This is a genomic window from Sphingopyxis sp. KK2, from assembly GCF_001990265.1.
Classification (GTDB): Bacteria; Pseudomonadota; Alphaproteobacteria; order Sphingomonadales; family Sphingomonadaceae; genus Sphingopyxis.
Window position 1 is genome coordinate 1 of record NZ_LYVN01000019.1, and the last position, 14,853, is coordinate 14,853.

Sequence of the window (14,853 nt, forward strand, 5' to 3'; positions counted from 1 at the left end):
ACCTGACGCTCAGCGACGCGGGCGACGCGATCAACGAAGCGGCGGCGCGCAGCCTCGCCGGGACCGGACCGCTCGGCGACCTCGTCCGCAAGCGGCAGGATGCCGCGCAGGCGGTGGTGTCGCTGACCCAGCGCTATCGCGACCAGTCGCTCGGCAAGGACGAAGCGAAGGCGGCAGCGCTGCGCGCCGAGCTCGATGCGGCGGGAGCCCGCCTCGCTCCGCTCGACGCGCGCATCGCGACCGAATTTCCCGACTATGCGACGCTTGTGACGCCGAAGGCAATCGATGTGGCGGCGGTGCAGGCGCTGCTCGAACCCGACGAAGCCGTGCTGATGCTGCTGCCGTCGGAGGGACATCATTATGTCTTCGCGATCTCGAAGAAGGCGGCCGAATGGCACCGGCTCGACGAGGGCGCCGCGCCGGTCGCCGCCGACGTCGCGCGGCTCAAATGCCGGATCGACGAGGCGACCTGTTCCTTGCCCGATTATGACGCGTCGCTCGCCGCCGAGGACAAGGGCGGGCCGAGCCCGATCGACAAGCGCTATCCGCGCTACGACCGCGCCGCCGCGTACCGCCTTTACCAGCGGCTGATCGCCCCCGTCGCCGATGCGCTTCCCGAAGGCGGGCGCGTCTACACCGTCGCGAGCGGCCCGATCGCCGGGCTGCCGCTCGCCGCGCTCGTCGCCAGCGCGCCGCAGGGCGAGCCCGAGAGCGGCGCCGAGGCCGATCTCGCCGCGACCGATTGGCTTGCCCGCCATTATCGCTTCATCACCCTGCCCTCGGTCAGCGCGCTCGCACTCGCGACACGCGAGGGCGGCCCGGTGCCGGCATCGCGCCGACCCGACCTCGTCGCTTATGGCGCGCCGACGCTCGTGGGCAGCGGCCAGGCGGCGGCGCGCGGCGCCGACGGGACCGTACGAAAACGCGGCGGCGTCGGGGTACGCGGCGCGGGGCTGACCCTCGCCAGCGGCGACAAGACGATGGCGTCGGTCGACAAGCTCCGCCGCCTCGACCCGCTGCCCGGCACGGTGACCGAACTGACCCGGCTGTCGGCAGCGATCGCGCGCGGCGGCGGCGTCCGGCTCGGGCGCGACGCGACCGAAACCGCGGTCAAGGCCGACCGCGACCTGCCGCGCGCGATCGCCGTGGTCTTTGCGACCCACGGGCTGCTCCCCGGCGAGATGGGCACCGGGTCCGAACCCGGCCTCGTCCTGACCCCGCCGGGCAAGGCGAGCGCCGCCGACGACGGGCTGCTCACCGCGAGCGAGGCCGCGGCGCTGTCGCTGTCGGCGCGCTGGGTGGTGCTGTCGGCGTGCAACACCGCGACGCCGGGGATCGAGGCTGGCGCCAGCGGCGAATCGCTGTCGAGCCTCGCGCGCAGTTTCCTCTATGCCGGCGCGGGCAATCTGCTCGCGAGCCACTGGCGCGTCGCCGACGATGCGACTGCGGCGCTAACCGTCGAGGCGCTGGCGAACAAGAGCGCGACCCCCGCGACCGCGCTGGCGATGGCGATGGAAGCCGTGCGCACGGGCAAGCGCGCCGACGGCTCGGCGGTCGAGGGATGGCAACCGCATTGGGCGCATCCCGCGAGCTGGGCGCCCTTCACCTTGGTCACCAATCGCGATCGCTGAGATGAAGGCCTAACCGTGCGCGGCGTGGCGGAGCGGTTCGCCGAGCCGTTCGGCGGCCGGATAGAGTTCGCTCTCCTCGCGCTCCATCCGCATCGCGATCGCGTCGAGCACCGCTTCGGTTTCGCGGCAGAAACCCGGCCAGTCGGCCGCAACCTGCGGCTCACCCCAATGCGCGTCATAGGCGACAAAATCGTCGGCCAGATGCCCCATCTCATGGACGAATTCGCCGGCCAGCCGGGTCAACTCGCGATCGCCGCTCGCCTTGAGCCGCGGATAGAGGACCCAATCCTCGCATTTCAGGTGGCGGACCAGCGTGTCGCGAAACATGCCGCGCACCGCCGCGAGTTCGGTCGGACGCGGCGGCGCGGGCGCGGCGACGATATCCATCAGGAAACGCGACAGGGTGGCAAGGGCCGCATGTTCGGCGCGCAATCGCCGCATTTCATGGACCATATGCATAGGACCACCCCGTATCGAATGGTCCCCTGCACACGCTTTTAGCCTGCCCCTCTGAAAAGAGGATTAAACCGCATTCGCCATTCGTGACCGCCTTGGAAGTTTCGCCCGACCTTTGCATCGATAATCATTGCCAAAATGGCAGCACCCGCCTAGGGCGCTATTGATTATTCTTCGCAATAAGATTGTGCCCGACTTCATGCAGCGATCGACCATCCGGGTCTGGTTTCTTGTCCACAAATGGACGAGCATCGTCTGCACGGCTTTCCTGCTGATGCTGTGCATCACCGGCCTACCTCTGATCTTCCACGACGAAATCGACACCCTGACCGAAGGCACGCCGCAATTCGGCATGCCCGGGGTCGGATCGTCGGGCGAGGCGCCCGGCCTCAAGCCGCTCGACGAGATGCTGGCGAAAGCGCTCGCGGCGCGGCCCGGCGAAGTGCCGGTGTTCATGGCGTTCGACAACGACCAGCCGTCGATGACGATCACCACCGCGCCGCAGCCCGATTCCCCTGCCGAGGATATGACGATCCAGAATTTCGATCGTTCGACCGGCCGGGCGCATGGCGAGACCGCCGACGACGGCGTGATGCACTTCCTGCTCCAGCTCCATACCGACATGTTCCTCGGCCTGCCCGGAATGCTCTTCCTCGGCCTGATGGGGCTGCTCTTCGTGGTCGCGATCGTCTCGGGCGTCGTGCTCTACGCGCCCTTCATGAAGAAGCTCGATTTCGGCACGCTGCGGACGTCGCGCAGCACGCGGCTCAAATGGCTCGACTATCACAATCTGCTCGGCATCGTCGCGCTCGCATGGATGACCGTCGTCGGCGCAACGGGGGTGATCAACGCGCTCGCCACCCCGATCTTCCAATATTGGCAGATAACCGAGCTTGCCGCGATGACGCGGGCCTATGCCGGCAAGGGCGCGGTGCCGCCCGAAAAATACGGCTCGATCGACAAGGCGATGGCCGCGGCGCGCGCCGAAATCCCCGGCAACAACCCGCAGTTCATCGCCTTCCCCGGCGGCGCGTTCAGCAGCAAGCATCATTATGCGGTGTTCTTCCAGGGCGACACGCCGCTCACCGAGCGGCTGCTCACCTCGGCACTGATCGATGCCGAGACGGGCGAGTTCACCGACGCGCGCCCGATGCCCTGGTATACCAAGGCGCTCGCGCTGTCGCAGCCGCTCCACTTCGGCGACTATGGTGGGCTGCCGCTCAAGCTGCTGTGGGCGGTCCTGACGCTCTTCACGATGATCGTCCTTGGCTCGGGCCTCTATCTCTGGCTCGGCAAGCGCCGCAGCGGCACCGACGCGCTCGTCCGCGAGGTCGAAAGTGGCGGCGACCTGGTGCCCGCCGAATGAGCCGGCGCCGGGGCCTCCGTTCGATCTTCGCCGTGCCGCTGCTGCTCGCGCTCGTCAGCATCGCCGGGCTGGTCGTCGCGCTCACCGGCGACGGCTGGCGCGACGCCGTGGCTTGGGCCGCGCTCGCCATACCTGTTTTCGCCGTCGGCTGGGCCATGAGGGTCCGCCGCACCTGAAATTTCGCGCGGGAAAGGCCGCGCCAGAAGGGGAATATCGATGACCAAGTTGAACACCCGCATCGCGATCGGCCTCGCCGCCGGCGCCTCGATGCTCGCGATCGCCGCGCCCGCCATGGCGCAGGACGCGGCGGGCGACGACGAGATTCTCGTCACCGCGCAGCGCAACAACCAGACCAAGGTCACCGCCGGCGGCGACGTCGGCGTCTTCGGCACCAAGGCGGCCGAGGATATCCCGTTCAACATCCGCAGCTATAACGAGGCGCTGATCCTCAACCAGCAGCCCGACTCGCTCGGCGAAGTGCTCGAGAACGACCCGACGATCCGCACCGCATTGGGCTTCGGCATCGCGGGCGAAGTCTTCGTCATCCGCGGGTTCGACCTGTCCTCGGACGACGTCGGCTACAACGGCCTCTACGGCATCACCCCGCGCCAGATCGTCGCGCCCGAACTCGTCTCGTCGGTGCAGGTGATCAACGGCGCCAGCGCCTTCCTCAACGGCGCCGCGCCCGGCGGCAGCGGCATCGGCGGCAGCGTCAACCTGCTCCCCAAAAAGGCCGACCGCGATGTCATCCGCGGGACGCTGGGCTATACCTCGGCCTCGCATTTCTCGGGCGCGATCGACGTCGCGCGCCGCTTTGGCGCCGACCGGCAATGGGGCCTGCGCCTCAACGCCTCGGCACGCCGCGGCGACATCGCGATCGACGACGAATTCCACTCGAGCTACGTCCTCGGCGCCACGCTCGATTATGACAGCGGCCCGCTGCGCGCCGCCTTGAGCCTCAACTACCAGCGGCTGAACCAGACATATTGGCGCGGCCAGGTCGGCATCGGCGCGGTGATTCCGCGCGTTCCGGACGCCGACACCAATTATTCGCAGCCGTGGAGCCAGATCCTGACCAAGGATTATTTCGGCACCTTCAGCCTCGAATATGACCTGTCCGACGAAGCGATGCTTTATGCCAAGATCGGCGCGCGCGACGGGCGCGAGGACCAGACGACCGCCAGCATTACCGTCGCCAATCCGGTGACCGGCGCCGCGACGGGCGCGGGCTCCTATGTGCCGCGCGAAGACAATAATGAATCGGCGACGACGGGCATCCGCATCAAGCTGGCGGGCAGCGGCATCAGCAGTGAGATCAACGCCGGCGTGGCGGTGAACTGGCAGGTCAACCGCAACGCCTATGACTTCGACTTCGCGGGCTATGCGACCAATCTCTACGATCCGGTCGTCGCCCCGCGCCCGGCGCCGAACCAGTTCGTCGGCGGCGATCTCGACGATGTCTTCCCGATCAGCCGCAACCGCCTGTCGAGCGTCTTCGTCTCGAACACGCTCGGTTTCTGGGACGACCGCATCCTCGTCACCGGCGGCCTGCGCCTGCAGGAAATCAAGACGACCTCGTACAGCTATGCCGATGGCGCGCGCACGGGCGGCTACAAGGAATCGGCGGCGACGCCGGTGTTCGGCATCGTCATCAAGCCGGTCGAGGGCCTGTCGCTCTACGGCAACCGGATCGAGGGGCTGATCGCGGGTTCGACCGCGCCGGTCGGCTACGACGATGACAACGACCCGCTCACCGCCCCGCTGCGCGTCGTCAACGCCGGCGCGGCGCTGTCCCCGGTCAAGTCGAAGCAATATGAGGTTGGCGGCAAGCTCAATTTCGGCCGATTCAACGCCGGCATCGCGCTGTTCCAGATCGACAAGCCCAACGCCTTCGTCGACCCGGTGACGATCGTCTATGGCAATTACGGCACCCAGCGGAACAAGGGCGCCGAGTTCACGCTCGACGGCGAGCCGGTCGACGGCCTGCGCATCATCTCGGGTCTCACCGTCCTCGACGCCAAGCTGCGCCGCACCGAAGGCGGGGTGAACGAAGGCAATGACGCGGTCGGCGTGCCCGAGCTGCTCGCCAACGCCAATGTCGAATGGGACCTGCCCTTCCTGCCCGAACTGACCTTGGTCGGCCGCGTCGTCCATACCGGCAAGCAGGCGGCGAACGCGACCAACACGCTCGAACTCGATAGCTGGACGCGCTTCGACCTCGGCGCGCGTTATGTCGCGCTGGTCGGCGAGACCCCGCTCACCCTGCGCTTCAACGTCGATAATGTCGCCGACAAGCGTTACTGGGCGACCGCGTACAACGCCTTCAGCGCGTTCGGCACCCGGCTGCTCCAGGGCGGCCCGCGCACCTTCAAGGCCTCGGCGTCGATCGAGTTCTGAAGCGGTCAAGGAACCCCTCGCTGCCCCGATCATTTGGACTCCGAATCCAAAGGGGGCAGCGAAAGGAAAAGCCGTGGCCGCACGCGCCTATTGGAAGGGACAGATCCGGCTCGCGCTCGTGTCGATCCCGGTCGAAATCTACCCTGCGACCAAGTCGGGCGCCGCGATCAGCTTTCGCCAAATCCACGAACCGAGCGGCAAGCCGGTCAAATATGAGAAGGTCGTGCCGGGCATCGGTGCGATCGACACCGACGATATCGTCAAGGGCTATGAAACCTCGAAGGGCAATTATGTCCTGCTCGACGAGGAGGAGATTGAAGCGGTCAAGCTGGAGAGCAAGCGCACGCTCGAACTCGTCCAGTTCGTCGACGCGGGCGAGATCGACATCCTCTATTATGCCAAACCCTATTATGTCGTCCCCGCCGACGAGCTTGCCGAAGAAGCCTATATCGTGCTGCGCGAGGCGCTGAAGAAATCGAAGAAGGTCGGCCTCGGCCAGCTGTCGGTGCGCGGGCAGGAACAGCTTGTAGGCCTGCGCCCCTGTGGCCGCGGGCTGGTGCTCGAAGTGCTCCGCTACGCCGACGAGGTGAACAAAGCGGCCAACTATTTCCGCGATGTCGGCAATGCCAAGCCCGATGCCGACCTGCTCGACCTCGCCGCGACCTTGATCGACAAGAAGTCGGGCAAGTTCGACGCCGGCGATTATCACAATCATTATGTCGATGCGCTGAAGCGCGTGATCGCCAAGAAGGCGAAAGCCAAGGGCAAGCGCGTGCTCGAGGATGTCGAAGAGGTGGCGCCGGTGTCGCGCGGGTCGAACGTCATCGACCTGATGGCGGCGCTGAAGGCATCGGTCGACGGCAAGAAGAAGGCGCCCGCCGCGGAAGCGAAAAAGCCGCCCGCGAAAAAAGCTCCGGCACGCAAGCGCGCCTGATGGAACTCAACGAAGCACTCTGGCTGGAGACGATCGATGTGCAGGTCTTGCTGCGCCTCGGCGTCGCGACCCTGGCCGGTCTGCTGCTCGGCCTTGATCGCGAGTTGAAGGGATATGATGCGGGGCTGCGCACCCATGGCCTCGTCGCGCTCAGCGCGTCGTTGATGACGGTCGTTTCGATCGCGCTCTTCCATCAGTTGGGGGGCGCCAAATCGTCGCTCGATCCGTTGCGCGTGATCGAAGGAATGGCTGCGGCGATCGGTATCATCGCCGCAGGTCTGATCATCGTGAAGGGCGGCGAAGTCCGCAACCTCACGACCGCAGCGCATATCTGGCTGACCGCTGGAATCGGAATTGCGAGTGGCGCCGGCTATTTCGCAGTCGTCCTGATCGCTGCGGGGCTGGCGCTTGCGATGCTTGTGCTGCTGCGCTTCGTCGAGCGCCGGTTGCCCACAGTGGAGGATGCGGATGCGCCGGACTGACCCTCTGGCCCAATATAACGCCAAGCGCGATTTCAAGCTGACTCCCGAACCTGCGGGCAAGGTCGCCAAAGGCGCTGGCGACCATTTCGTCGTCCAGAAGCATGACGCGACGCGGCTTCATTACGACTTCCGGCTCGAGGTCGACGGCGTCCTCAAGAGCTGGGCGGTGACCAAGGGCCCGAGCGCCGATCCCGCCGACAAGCGCCTTGCGGTGCGCACCGAAGACCATCCGATGTCCTACGCCGATTTCGAGGGGGTGATCCCCAAGGGCGAATATGGCGGCGGCAGCGTAATGCTGTGGGACCGCGGTACCTGGAAACCCGTCGAGGGCAAGAGCGCGAAGGACATCGACAAGGGCCATCTCCACTTCATCCTCGACGGCGAGCGGATGAAGGGCGAATGGCTGCTCGTTCGCATGAAGCCGCGCTCCGGCGAGAAGCGCGAGAACTGGCTGCTGCGCAAGGTCGATGACGCTTTTTCCGGCGGCAGTGACGATCTCGTCGGGCGTCAGCTCACCAGCGTCCTCACCGGCCGCACCATGGCCGAGATTGCGGGTGACGAAGGCGGCGAACAATCGCTGAAAGGAGCGAAGGGCGCGGCGTTCGCAAAGAAGATGCAGGCCGCTGCCGCACATAATAAGGCCGTCGCCAAGCCGGCAAAAATGGGCAAGCCGCCCAAATTCCGCCCGCTCCAGCTTGCAACGCTGGTCGATGCGGTGCCGACGGGCAACGGCTGGTTCCACGAGATCAAATATGACGGCTATCGCGCCGAAATCGCCGCCGCGGGCGAGAAGGTGCGCGTGTATACACGGAGCGGCCTCGATTGGACCGACAAATTCGCGCCGCTCGTGCGTCATATCGCTGCGCTCGACTTGCCGCCCTGCCTGCTCGACGGCGAGATCGTCGCCTATGGCAAGGGCGGCAACCCCGATTTCTCGTCGCTGCAGGCCGTGCTCAAACGCGGCCACGGAGCGCAGGGCGAGGGCACCCAGCTCCACTTCTTCGCATTCGACCTGCTCGAAGCCGACGGCAAATCGCTCGCCAAGCTCGGCAATCTCGAACGCAAGGAACGCCTCGAAGCCCTACTGCGCGACGCCCAGCCTCCGATCGCGGTCGCCGATCATGTCATCGGCTCGGGTGAGAAGCTCTACGCCGCGATGTGCGGCGCCGCGCAGGAAGGCATCATCTCGAAACGCGCCGACGCGCCATACCTCGGCCGCCGCACCAAGAGCTGGGTGAAGGTCAAATGCACCCGCCGCCAAGAGTTCATCCTCGTCGGCTGGAACCCCTCTGCGGCAAAGGCGCGCCCTTTCGCCTCCTTTCTCCTCGCGCAGCGCGAGAAAGGCGAGCTTGTCTACAAGGGCAATGTCGGCACCGGTTTCGACACCGACACCATGACCGAACTTGCAACGAAATTCGCACGGCTCGAACGCAAGACCGCCCCGCTCGAAATCGACCCCGCCACCGCGCGCAAGGCCCGCTGGATCAAACCCGAGCTCGTCGCCGAAATCGCCTTCGCCGAATTCACCGCGAGCGGATCGGTGCGCCACGCAAGCTTTCTCGGCCTGCGCAGCGACAAGGAGGCCAAAGCGGTGAAACCCGAAAAGCGGCAACCCGCCCCTGCTGCCCGATCCGACGTCACGATCAGCAGCCGCGACCGCATCATCTTTCCCGAAGCGAAGGCGACCAAGGGCGAACTCGCCGATTACTACGCCGCCATCGCGCCGCTGATGCTCCCGCACGCCGCGCGCCGCCCGATCAGCCTCGTCCGCTGTCCCCAAGGACGCGCGAAGAAATGCTTCTTCCAGAAGCATGACTCAGGCAGCTTCGGCGATCATGTGCACCACGTCCCGATCCGCGAGAAGGACGGCGGGCACGAGGATTATCTCTATGTCGACGACGCCGACGGTCTGCTCGCCTGCGTCCAGATGGGCACGATCGAGTTCCACGGTTGGGGCAGCCATGTCGGCGCGCTCGAAAAGCCCGACCGCATGGTCTTCGACCTCGATCCCGACGATGGGCTCGCCTTCGCCGACGTGAAGAAAGCCGCCGCCGATATCCGCCGCCAGCTCGCCGACATCGGCCTCGCCAGCTTCGCGATGCTGTCGGGCGGCAAGGGTGTGCATGTCGTTGTCCCGCTCGATCCGGGGCACAGCTGGGACCATCACAAAGATTTCTCGAAACGCTTTGCCGAGGCGCTCAGCCTTGCCGAACCCGACCGCTATGTCGCGACGATGAGCAAGGCCAAGCGCAAGGGCAAGATCTTCATCGATTATCTGCGCAACCAGCGCGGCAGCACGGCGATCCTGCCCTATTCGGCCCGGGCCCGCGAAGGCGCCCCCGTCGCGGTACCGATCGGATGGGACGCGCTCGGCGATGTCGCCAAGGCGGGGGCGTGGTCGATCAAGGATGCCGACGAGCTGCTCGAACGCGCCGCAGGCCCCGACCTCAAAGGCTGGGGGTTCGCGGCGCAGTCGCTTCCCGGCTTCTAGCGGCGGCTTTTCATCAGCGGCTGGATGCGCGTGCCGAACGCCTCCACGCCCTCGATGAAATCGTCGAAGGTCAACAGCACGCCGCCGGTGTTCGGCACCTCGGCCATTTCGTCGAGCATGCGTGCGACGCTTTCGTAAGAGCCGACCAGCGTTCCCATATTGATGTTCACCGCGCCCTCAGGCGCGGCGAGCTGGCGGACATTGGTGGTCGTGTTGTGCTTGTCGGCGGCGCCCTGGTCCATCAGCCACGAGATCGCGGCGACATCGACGCCGTCGTTATACGACTTCCATTTCGCCTGCGCCTCTTCGTCGGTTTCGGCGGCGATGATCATCACCAGCACGAACACCGACACGTCGCGCCCGGTCTTCGCGGTCGCCGCGGCGAGCCGCTCGTTGTTGAAGGCGAAGGCGGTCGGGGTATTCACCCCCTTGCCGAGGCAGAAAGCATAGTCGGCCCACTGCGCCGAGAAGGCGAGCCCCTCGTCCGACGAACCCGCGCAGATGATCTTCATCTCGCCTTCGGGCTTCGGGCGGACGAGGCAATCGTCCATCTGGTAATAATCGCCCTTGAAGTCGCTCCGTCCCGTCTCCCACAATTCGCGCAGGATGCGGGCATATTCGTCGAGCATCTGGTAGCGGTTGCGAAAATGCTCGTCGCCCGGCCACAGCCCCATCTGGCTGTACTCGGGGCGCTGCCAGCCGGTGATCAGATTGAGCCCGAAGCGCCCGTGGCTGATGCTGTCGATCGTGTTGCACATGCGCGCCGCGAAGGCGGGCGGGATCACGAGTGTCGGGCAGGTCGCATAGATCTTGATCTTCTCGGTAACCGCGGCGAGCCCCGCCATCAGCGTGAAGCTTTCGAGTCCATATTCCCAGAATTCGGTCTTTCCCCCGAAGCCGCGCAGCTTGATCATCGACAGCAGGAAATCGAGCCCGTGCTTCTCGGCGCTCTGGGCGATTTGTTTGTTGAGGTCGAAGCTCGGCATATATTGCGGAGCGTTTTCGCTGATCAGCCAGCCATTGTTGTTGATGGGAACGAAAACACCAACCTGCATGATATTTCCCCTTTAGAGCTGTATCGCTTCCAGCCAGCGCAGCACCGGCTCGGTGAAAGCCGCAGGCTCGGTGATGTTGCACGCATGCCCGCCGCGCGGCAGCAACAGCAATTCGCCATTCGGCAGCCCGCGTGCCAGCCGCCGCGAACAGTCGGACGGCACCAGCATGTCATCCTCGGCCGCGACCGCGAGCACCGGGCGCATGATCTCGCCTAGCCGCGCATCGATGTCGAAGCGGCGCAGCGCCGCAACCCGCTTGCCAAGATTGTCGGCGCCCTGAAAATCGGCGAGCTGGGTCTCGAGCTCGTCGTCGAGCGCATCGAGATTCGCCGAGATCCACGCGGCAGGATAGAGAAACAGCGGCTGCGCGCGCAGATAGGCGCGCGGGCCGCTGTCGCGCAAAATGCCCAGCCGAATGTCGAAACAACGCGCGAAATGCGTGTCGAGCCGCGACCAGCCGTTGACCACGACCAGCTTGTTGACCCGCTCGGGCGCTTTCAGCGCCAGCGCCAGCGCCGCGACGCCGCCCGCCGCATGGCCGATGAAATTGGCTCGGCGAATGCCCAGCCCGTCCATCAGCGCGATCAGATCGTCGGCGAGCGAGTCGACCGACACCACGCCATCGAGATCGCGCGACGACCGCCCGGTGCCACGATGGTCATAAAGGATGACACGGTAATTGACCGCCAGCGCCTCGATATTGGAACGCCAATATTGGCCCGATCCGCCAAGTCCCGCCGACAGGATCAGCGGCAGGCTTTGCGACTGGCCATGCGCCTCCCAGTAAAGGCCGTCGATCGCCGTCATCCGATATGCGCCACGGAGGCGATCTCGACGAGGCAGTCCGCCTTCACAAGTTCCGCCTTGATGCAGTAGCGTGCAGGCTTCGCGCCAGGGAAATATTCGGCATAGACGGCGTTGAAGGCCGCATAATCCGCGAAATCCTTGAGGAAGATATGGTTCATCGCCACGTCTTCGAGCGTCGCGCCCGCCGCCTCGAGCGTGATCCTGATGACGTCGAGGACATGCCGAGTCTGCGCCGCCGCGTCGCCGACATGCAGCACCACCCCACCCTCGCCGAGCGCGAGCACGCCCGAGACATAGACAGTGTTCCCCGCCTTCGCCCCCGCCGAATAGGGCGCGATCGGGGTCGGGAATTGCGACGGGTTGATCGGTTCGAAGGGCATCAACTCTCTCCAACAGGACGCTGGCCGATGCTGCCGCAGAAATCGGCGACATTGCTCACCCAGCCAAAGAATGTCTCGACGTTGTAGATGGTCGCCTCGCGCACATAATCGGGGCCGAGATGATGCGTCGCATCCTCGATCATCACCGAAAAATATTCGAGGTGGAACGCATCGCGCAGCGTCGATTCGACGCAGACATTGCTCGCGATGCCGACGAAGACGATCGTGCGGATACCGCGCGAGCGGAGCGTGCTGTCGAGCTGCGAATTGAAGAAGGCCGAATAGCGCGTTTTGTGCAGGCGGATATCGCCCGGCTGCGGCGCCAGCGCCTCGACCAGCTCATAATCCCAGCCGCCGCGCGCCAATAATTGCCCCGCGAGGTCTGGCCGCGCCCGCATCGTCTTGAGCGCGTTCGACTTGTGCCAGTTGGGCGAACCAGGCCCGCCCGCCTCGACATAATCACCGTCCCAGCCGTTCTGCAGATAGACGACCGGCATGCCCGCGCCGCGCGCGACCTCCAGCACTTGCGCGATCCGCCCGATCACCCCGGCGGCGCCCGAAATGTCGAAGCCCGCCAGGTCGACATAACCGCCCTTCGACGCATAGGCGTTCTGCATGTCGATCACGACGACGGCGGTGGTCGCGGGATCGACGATCAGCGGCTCGGGCCGCGCGGGCAGCGTCACCTTTGCCCCGCCGCCAAGTGCCGTATCGACCGCGAACGCCATGGGGTCTCCTTCAAAACGAAGGCGGCAGCTTCCCCGAAAGCGGCGAGCGATGCAAGCCGCCCCCGCCCAAATGAAAACCGGCGGCCTTTTGAGGGGCCGCCGGTCGATATCTTACGCCATTTCCTTCTTGCGCGAGGCCTTCTTGCGCTCATGCGGGTCGAGCAGCGCCTTGCGGATGCGGATGTTCTTCGGGGTCACCTCGACCATCTCGTCATCGTCGATATAGGCGATCGCCTGTTCGAGCGTCATGCGCTTCGGCGGGGTCAGGCGGATCGCGTCGTCCTTGCCCGTCGAACGGAAGTTCGTGAGCTGCTTCGACTTCATCGGGTTGACCTCGAGGTCTTCCGGCTTCGCATTCTCGCCGATGATCATGCCCTCATAGAGCGCCTCGCCGGGCGAGACGAAGAGGATGCCGCGCTCTTCGAGCGGGCCAAGGGCGTAGGCGACGGCTTCGCCATTGCCGTTCGAGATGAGGACGCCATTCTTGCGGCCTTCGATCGGACCCTTGTGCGGACCGTACTTCTCGAACAGGCGGTTCATGATGCCGGTGCCGCGCGTGTCGGACAGGAATTCGCCATGATAGCCGATCAGGCCGCGCGACGGGCCCGAGAAAGTGATGCGCGTCTTGCCGCCACCCGACGGACGCATGTCGGTCAGGTCGGCCTTGCGGATCTGCATCTTCTCGACAACCGTGCCGCTATGTTCGTCGTCGACGTCGATGACGACGGTTTCATAGGGTTCGGTGCGCTTGCCGGCTTCATCCTCGCCGAACAGCACCTTCGGGCGGCTGATGCCGAGTTCGAAACCCTCGCGGCGCATCGTTTCGATGAGCACGCCGAGCTGGAGCTCGCCGCGGCCTGCGACGTCGAAGCTGTCCTTGTCGGCGCTTTCGGTGATGCGGATCGCGACATTGGTCTCGGCTTCGCGCAGCAGCCGGTCGCGGATCATGCGGCTCGTGACCTTGCTGCCCTCGCGGCCGGCCATCGGGCTGTCGTTCACGGCAAAACGCATCGACAGCGTCGGCGGGTCGATCGGCTGCGCGGCGATCGGTTCGCTGACGCTGGTGTCGGCGATCGTGTTCGCAACGGTCGCGTTGGTCAGGCCCGCGATCGCGACGATGTCGCCCGCTTTCGCTTCCTCGACCGGAACGCGGTCGAGCCCACGGAACGCCAGCAGCTTCGACGCGCGACCGGTTTCGATGACCTTGCCGTCCATGTCGAGCGCGTGGATCGGCTGGTTGACCTTGACCGTGCCCGACTGGACGCGGCCGGTCAGGATGCGGCCGATGAAGTTATCGCGGTCGAGCAGGGTCGCGAGGAAGGTGAAGGGCGCGTCTTCGTCGAGGCCCGGCGTCGGGACATGGCTGACGATCGTCTTGAACAGCGGCGTCAGGTCGCCTTCGCGCGCGTCGGGGCTTTCGGAGGCATAGCCGCCGCGGCCCGAAGCGTAGAGGATCGGGAAGTCGAGCTGTTCGTCATTGGCTTCGAGCGCGAGGAAGAGTTCGAACACTTCGTCGAGCACCTCGGCGGCACGCGCGTCGCTGCGGTCGATCTTGTTGACGACGACGATCGGCTTGAGCCCGAGCGCGAGCGCCTTGCCGGTGACGAACTTGGTCTGCGGCATCGGGCCTTCGGCGGCGTCGACGAGCAGGATGACGCCGTCGACCATCGAAAGGATGCGCTCGACCTCGCCGCCGAAGTCGGCGTGGCCCGGGGTGTCGACGATGTTGATGCGCGTCATGTCGGCGCCTTCGCCCCATTCGACGCTGGTGCACTTGGCGAGAATGGTGATCCCGCGTTCTTTCTCCAGGTCGTTCGAGTCCATCGCGCGTTCTTCGACGCGCTGGTTGTCGCGGAAGGTGCCCGACTGGCGGAAGAGCTGGTCGACGAGGGTGGTCTTGCCATGATCGACGTGCGCGATGATGGCGATATTGCGCAGAGACATGCGAGAGAAGCCTTGGATAGGGAGGGGGCCGCGCCGGGGGCGCCGCGATTGGCCGCGCCCGTAGCAGAAGCCTTGTTGCATCGCAACGAAATTGCCGAAGTTGGCGAAGGTGCCGCGTAGCGTGACCCCGCGAGATGAAGTTTCAATAATTATTGAAACTTCAGAAACACGCCGCTACACGA

General features: G+C 65.5%; 13 protein-coding genes. 7 read left to right on the plus strand and 6 right to left on the minus strand.

Annotated features, from left to right (window positions below; translation table 11 throughout):
* Window positions 1-1,631, plus strand: a 1,631-nt coding sequence (locus B1A78_RS05140) for a CHAT domain-containing protein (RefSeq protein WP_144037693.1), incomplete at its 5' end; no start/stop codon positions are given.
* A 9-nt stretch (window positions 1,632-1,640) separates the two neighbouring features.
* On the opposite strand, the gene B1A78_RS05145 is transcribed toward B1A78_RS05140, so the two are convergent.
* Window positions 1,641-2,072 (minus strand): hemerythrin domain-containing protein, encoded by a 432-nt coding sequence (locus B1A78_RS05145; protein ID WP_218667944.1) that lies wholly within the window; start codon window positions 2,070-2,072, stop codon window positions 1,641-1,643.
* Window positions 2,073-2,286: 214 nt separating this feature from the next.
* Between B1A78_RS05145 and B1A78_RS05150 the strand changes: the two genes are divergently transcribed.
* From B1A78_RS05150 to ligD, 6 genes are all read left to right on the plus strand, one after another.
* Window positions 2,287-3,453, plus strand: a complete 1,167-nt coding sequence (locus B1A78_RS05150) for a PepSY domain-containing protein (RefSeq protein ID WP_077145962.1) — start codon at window positions 2,287-2,289, stop codon at window positions 3,451-3,453.
* Window positions 3,450-3,629, plus strand: coding sequence for a hypothetical protein (locus B1A78_RS05155; RefSeq protein WP_077145928.1), 180 nt, complete (start codon window positions 3,450-3,452; stop codon window positions 3,627-3,629). Before B1A78_RS05150 ends, B1A78_RS05155 begins: the two co-directional genes overlap by 4 nt.
* A 40-nt stretch (window positions 3,630-3,669) precedes the next feature.
* The gene (locus B1A78_RS05160) at window positions 3,670-5,850 is read left to right on the plus strand and encodes a TonB-dependent siderophore receptor (protein WP_077145929.1); all 2,181 of its coding nucleotides are present in this window, start codon (window positions 3,670-3,672) and stop codon (window positions 5,848-5,850) included.
* Window positions 5,851-5,923: 73 nt separating this feature from the next.
* On the plus strand, window positions 5,924-6,784 hold the full coding sequence (locus B1A78_RS05165; RefSeq protein WP_077145930.1) for a Ku protein: 861 nt from the start codon (window positions 5,924-5,926) through the stop codon (window positions 6,782-6,784).
* Window positions 6,784-7,266 (plus strand): MgtC/SapB family protein, encoded by a 483-nt coding sequence (locus B1A78_RS05170; protein ID WP_077145931.1) that lies wholly within the window; start codon window positions 6,784-6,786, stop codon window positions 7,264-7,266. Before B1A78_RS05165 ends, B1A78_RS05170 begins: the two co-directional genes overlap by 1 nt.
* Complete coding sequence (gene ligD, locus B1A78_RS05175; RefSeq protein ID WP_077145932.1) at window positions 7,253-9,757, plus strand: DNA ligase D; 2,505 nt, start codon at window positions 7,253-7,255, stop codon at window positions 9,755-9,757. Before B1A78_RS05170 ends, ligD begins: the two co-directional genes overlap by 14 nt.
* Here ligD and rutA read toward each other — a convergent pair.
* The 5 genes from rutA to typA form a co-directional block, all read right to left on the minus strand.
* On the minus strand, window positions 9,754-10,812 hold the full coding sequence (gene rutA / locus B1A78_RS05180; RefSeq protein ID WP_077145933.1) for a pyrimidine utilization protein A: 1,059 nt from the start codon (window positions 10,810-10,812) through the stop codon (window positions 9,754-9,756). The two genes, ligD and rutA, sit on opposite strands and share 4 nt — an antisense overlap.
* Window positions 10,813-10,824: 12 nt before the next feature.
* Complete coding sequence (rutD, locus tag B1A78_RS05185) at window positions 10,825-11,619, minus strand: pyrimidine utilization protein D (protein ID WP_077145934.1); 795 nt, start codon at window positions 11,617-11,619, stop codon at window positions 10,825-10,827.
* A complete protein-coding gene (gene rutC / locus B1A78_RS05190; RefSeq protein ID WP_077145935.1) occupies window positions 11,616-11,999 on the minus strand; it encodes a pyrimidine utilization protein C in 384 nt (127 codons plus the stop codon). Before rutC ends, rutD begins: the two co-directional genes overlap by 4 nt.
* Window positions 11,999-12,727: a pyrimidine utilization protein B gene (gene rutB / locus B1A78_RS05195; protein WP_077145936.1), complete on the minus strand. Its 729-nt coding sequence runs from the start codon at window positions 12,725-12,727 to the stop codon at window positions 11,999-12,001. Before rutB ends, rutC begins: the two co-directional genes overlap by 1 nt.
* 111 nt (window positions 12,728-12,838) lie before the next feature.
* A complete protein-coding gene (gene typA, locus B1A78_RS05200) occupies window positions 12,839-14,671 on the minus strand; it encodes a translational GTPase TypA (RefSeq protein ID WP_077145937.1) in 1,833 nt (610 codons plus the stop codon).
* Window positions 14,672-14,853: the final 182 nt, after the last annotated feature.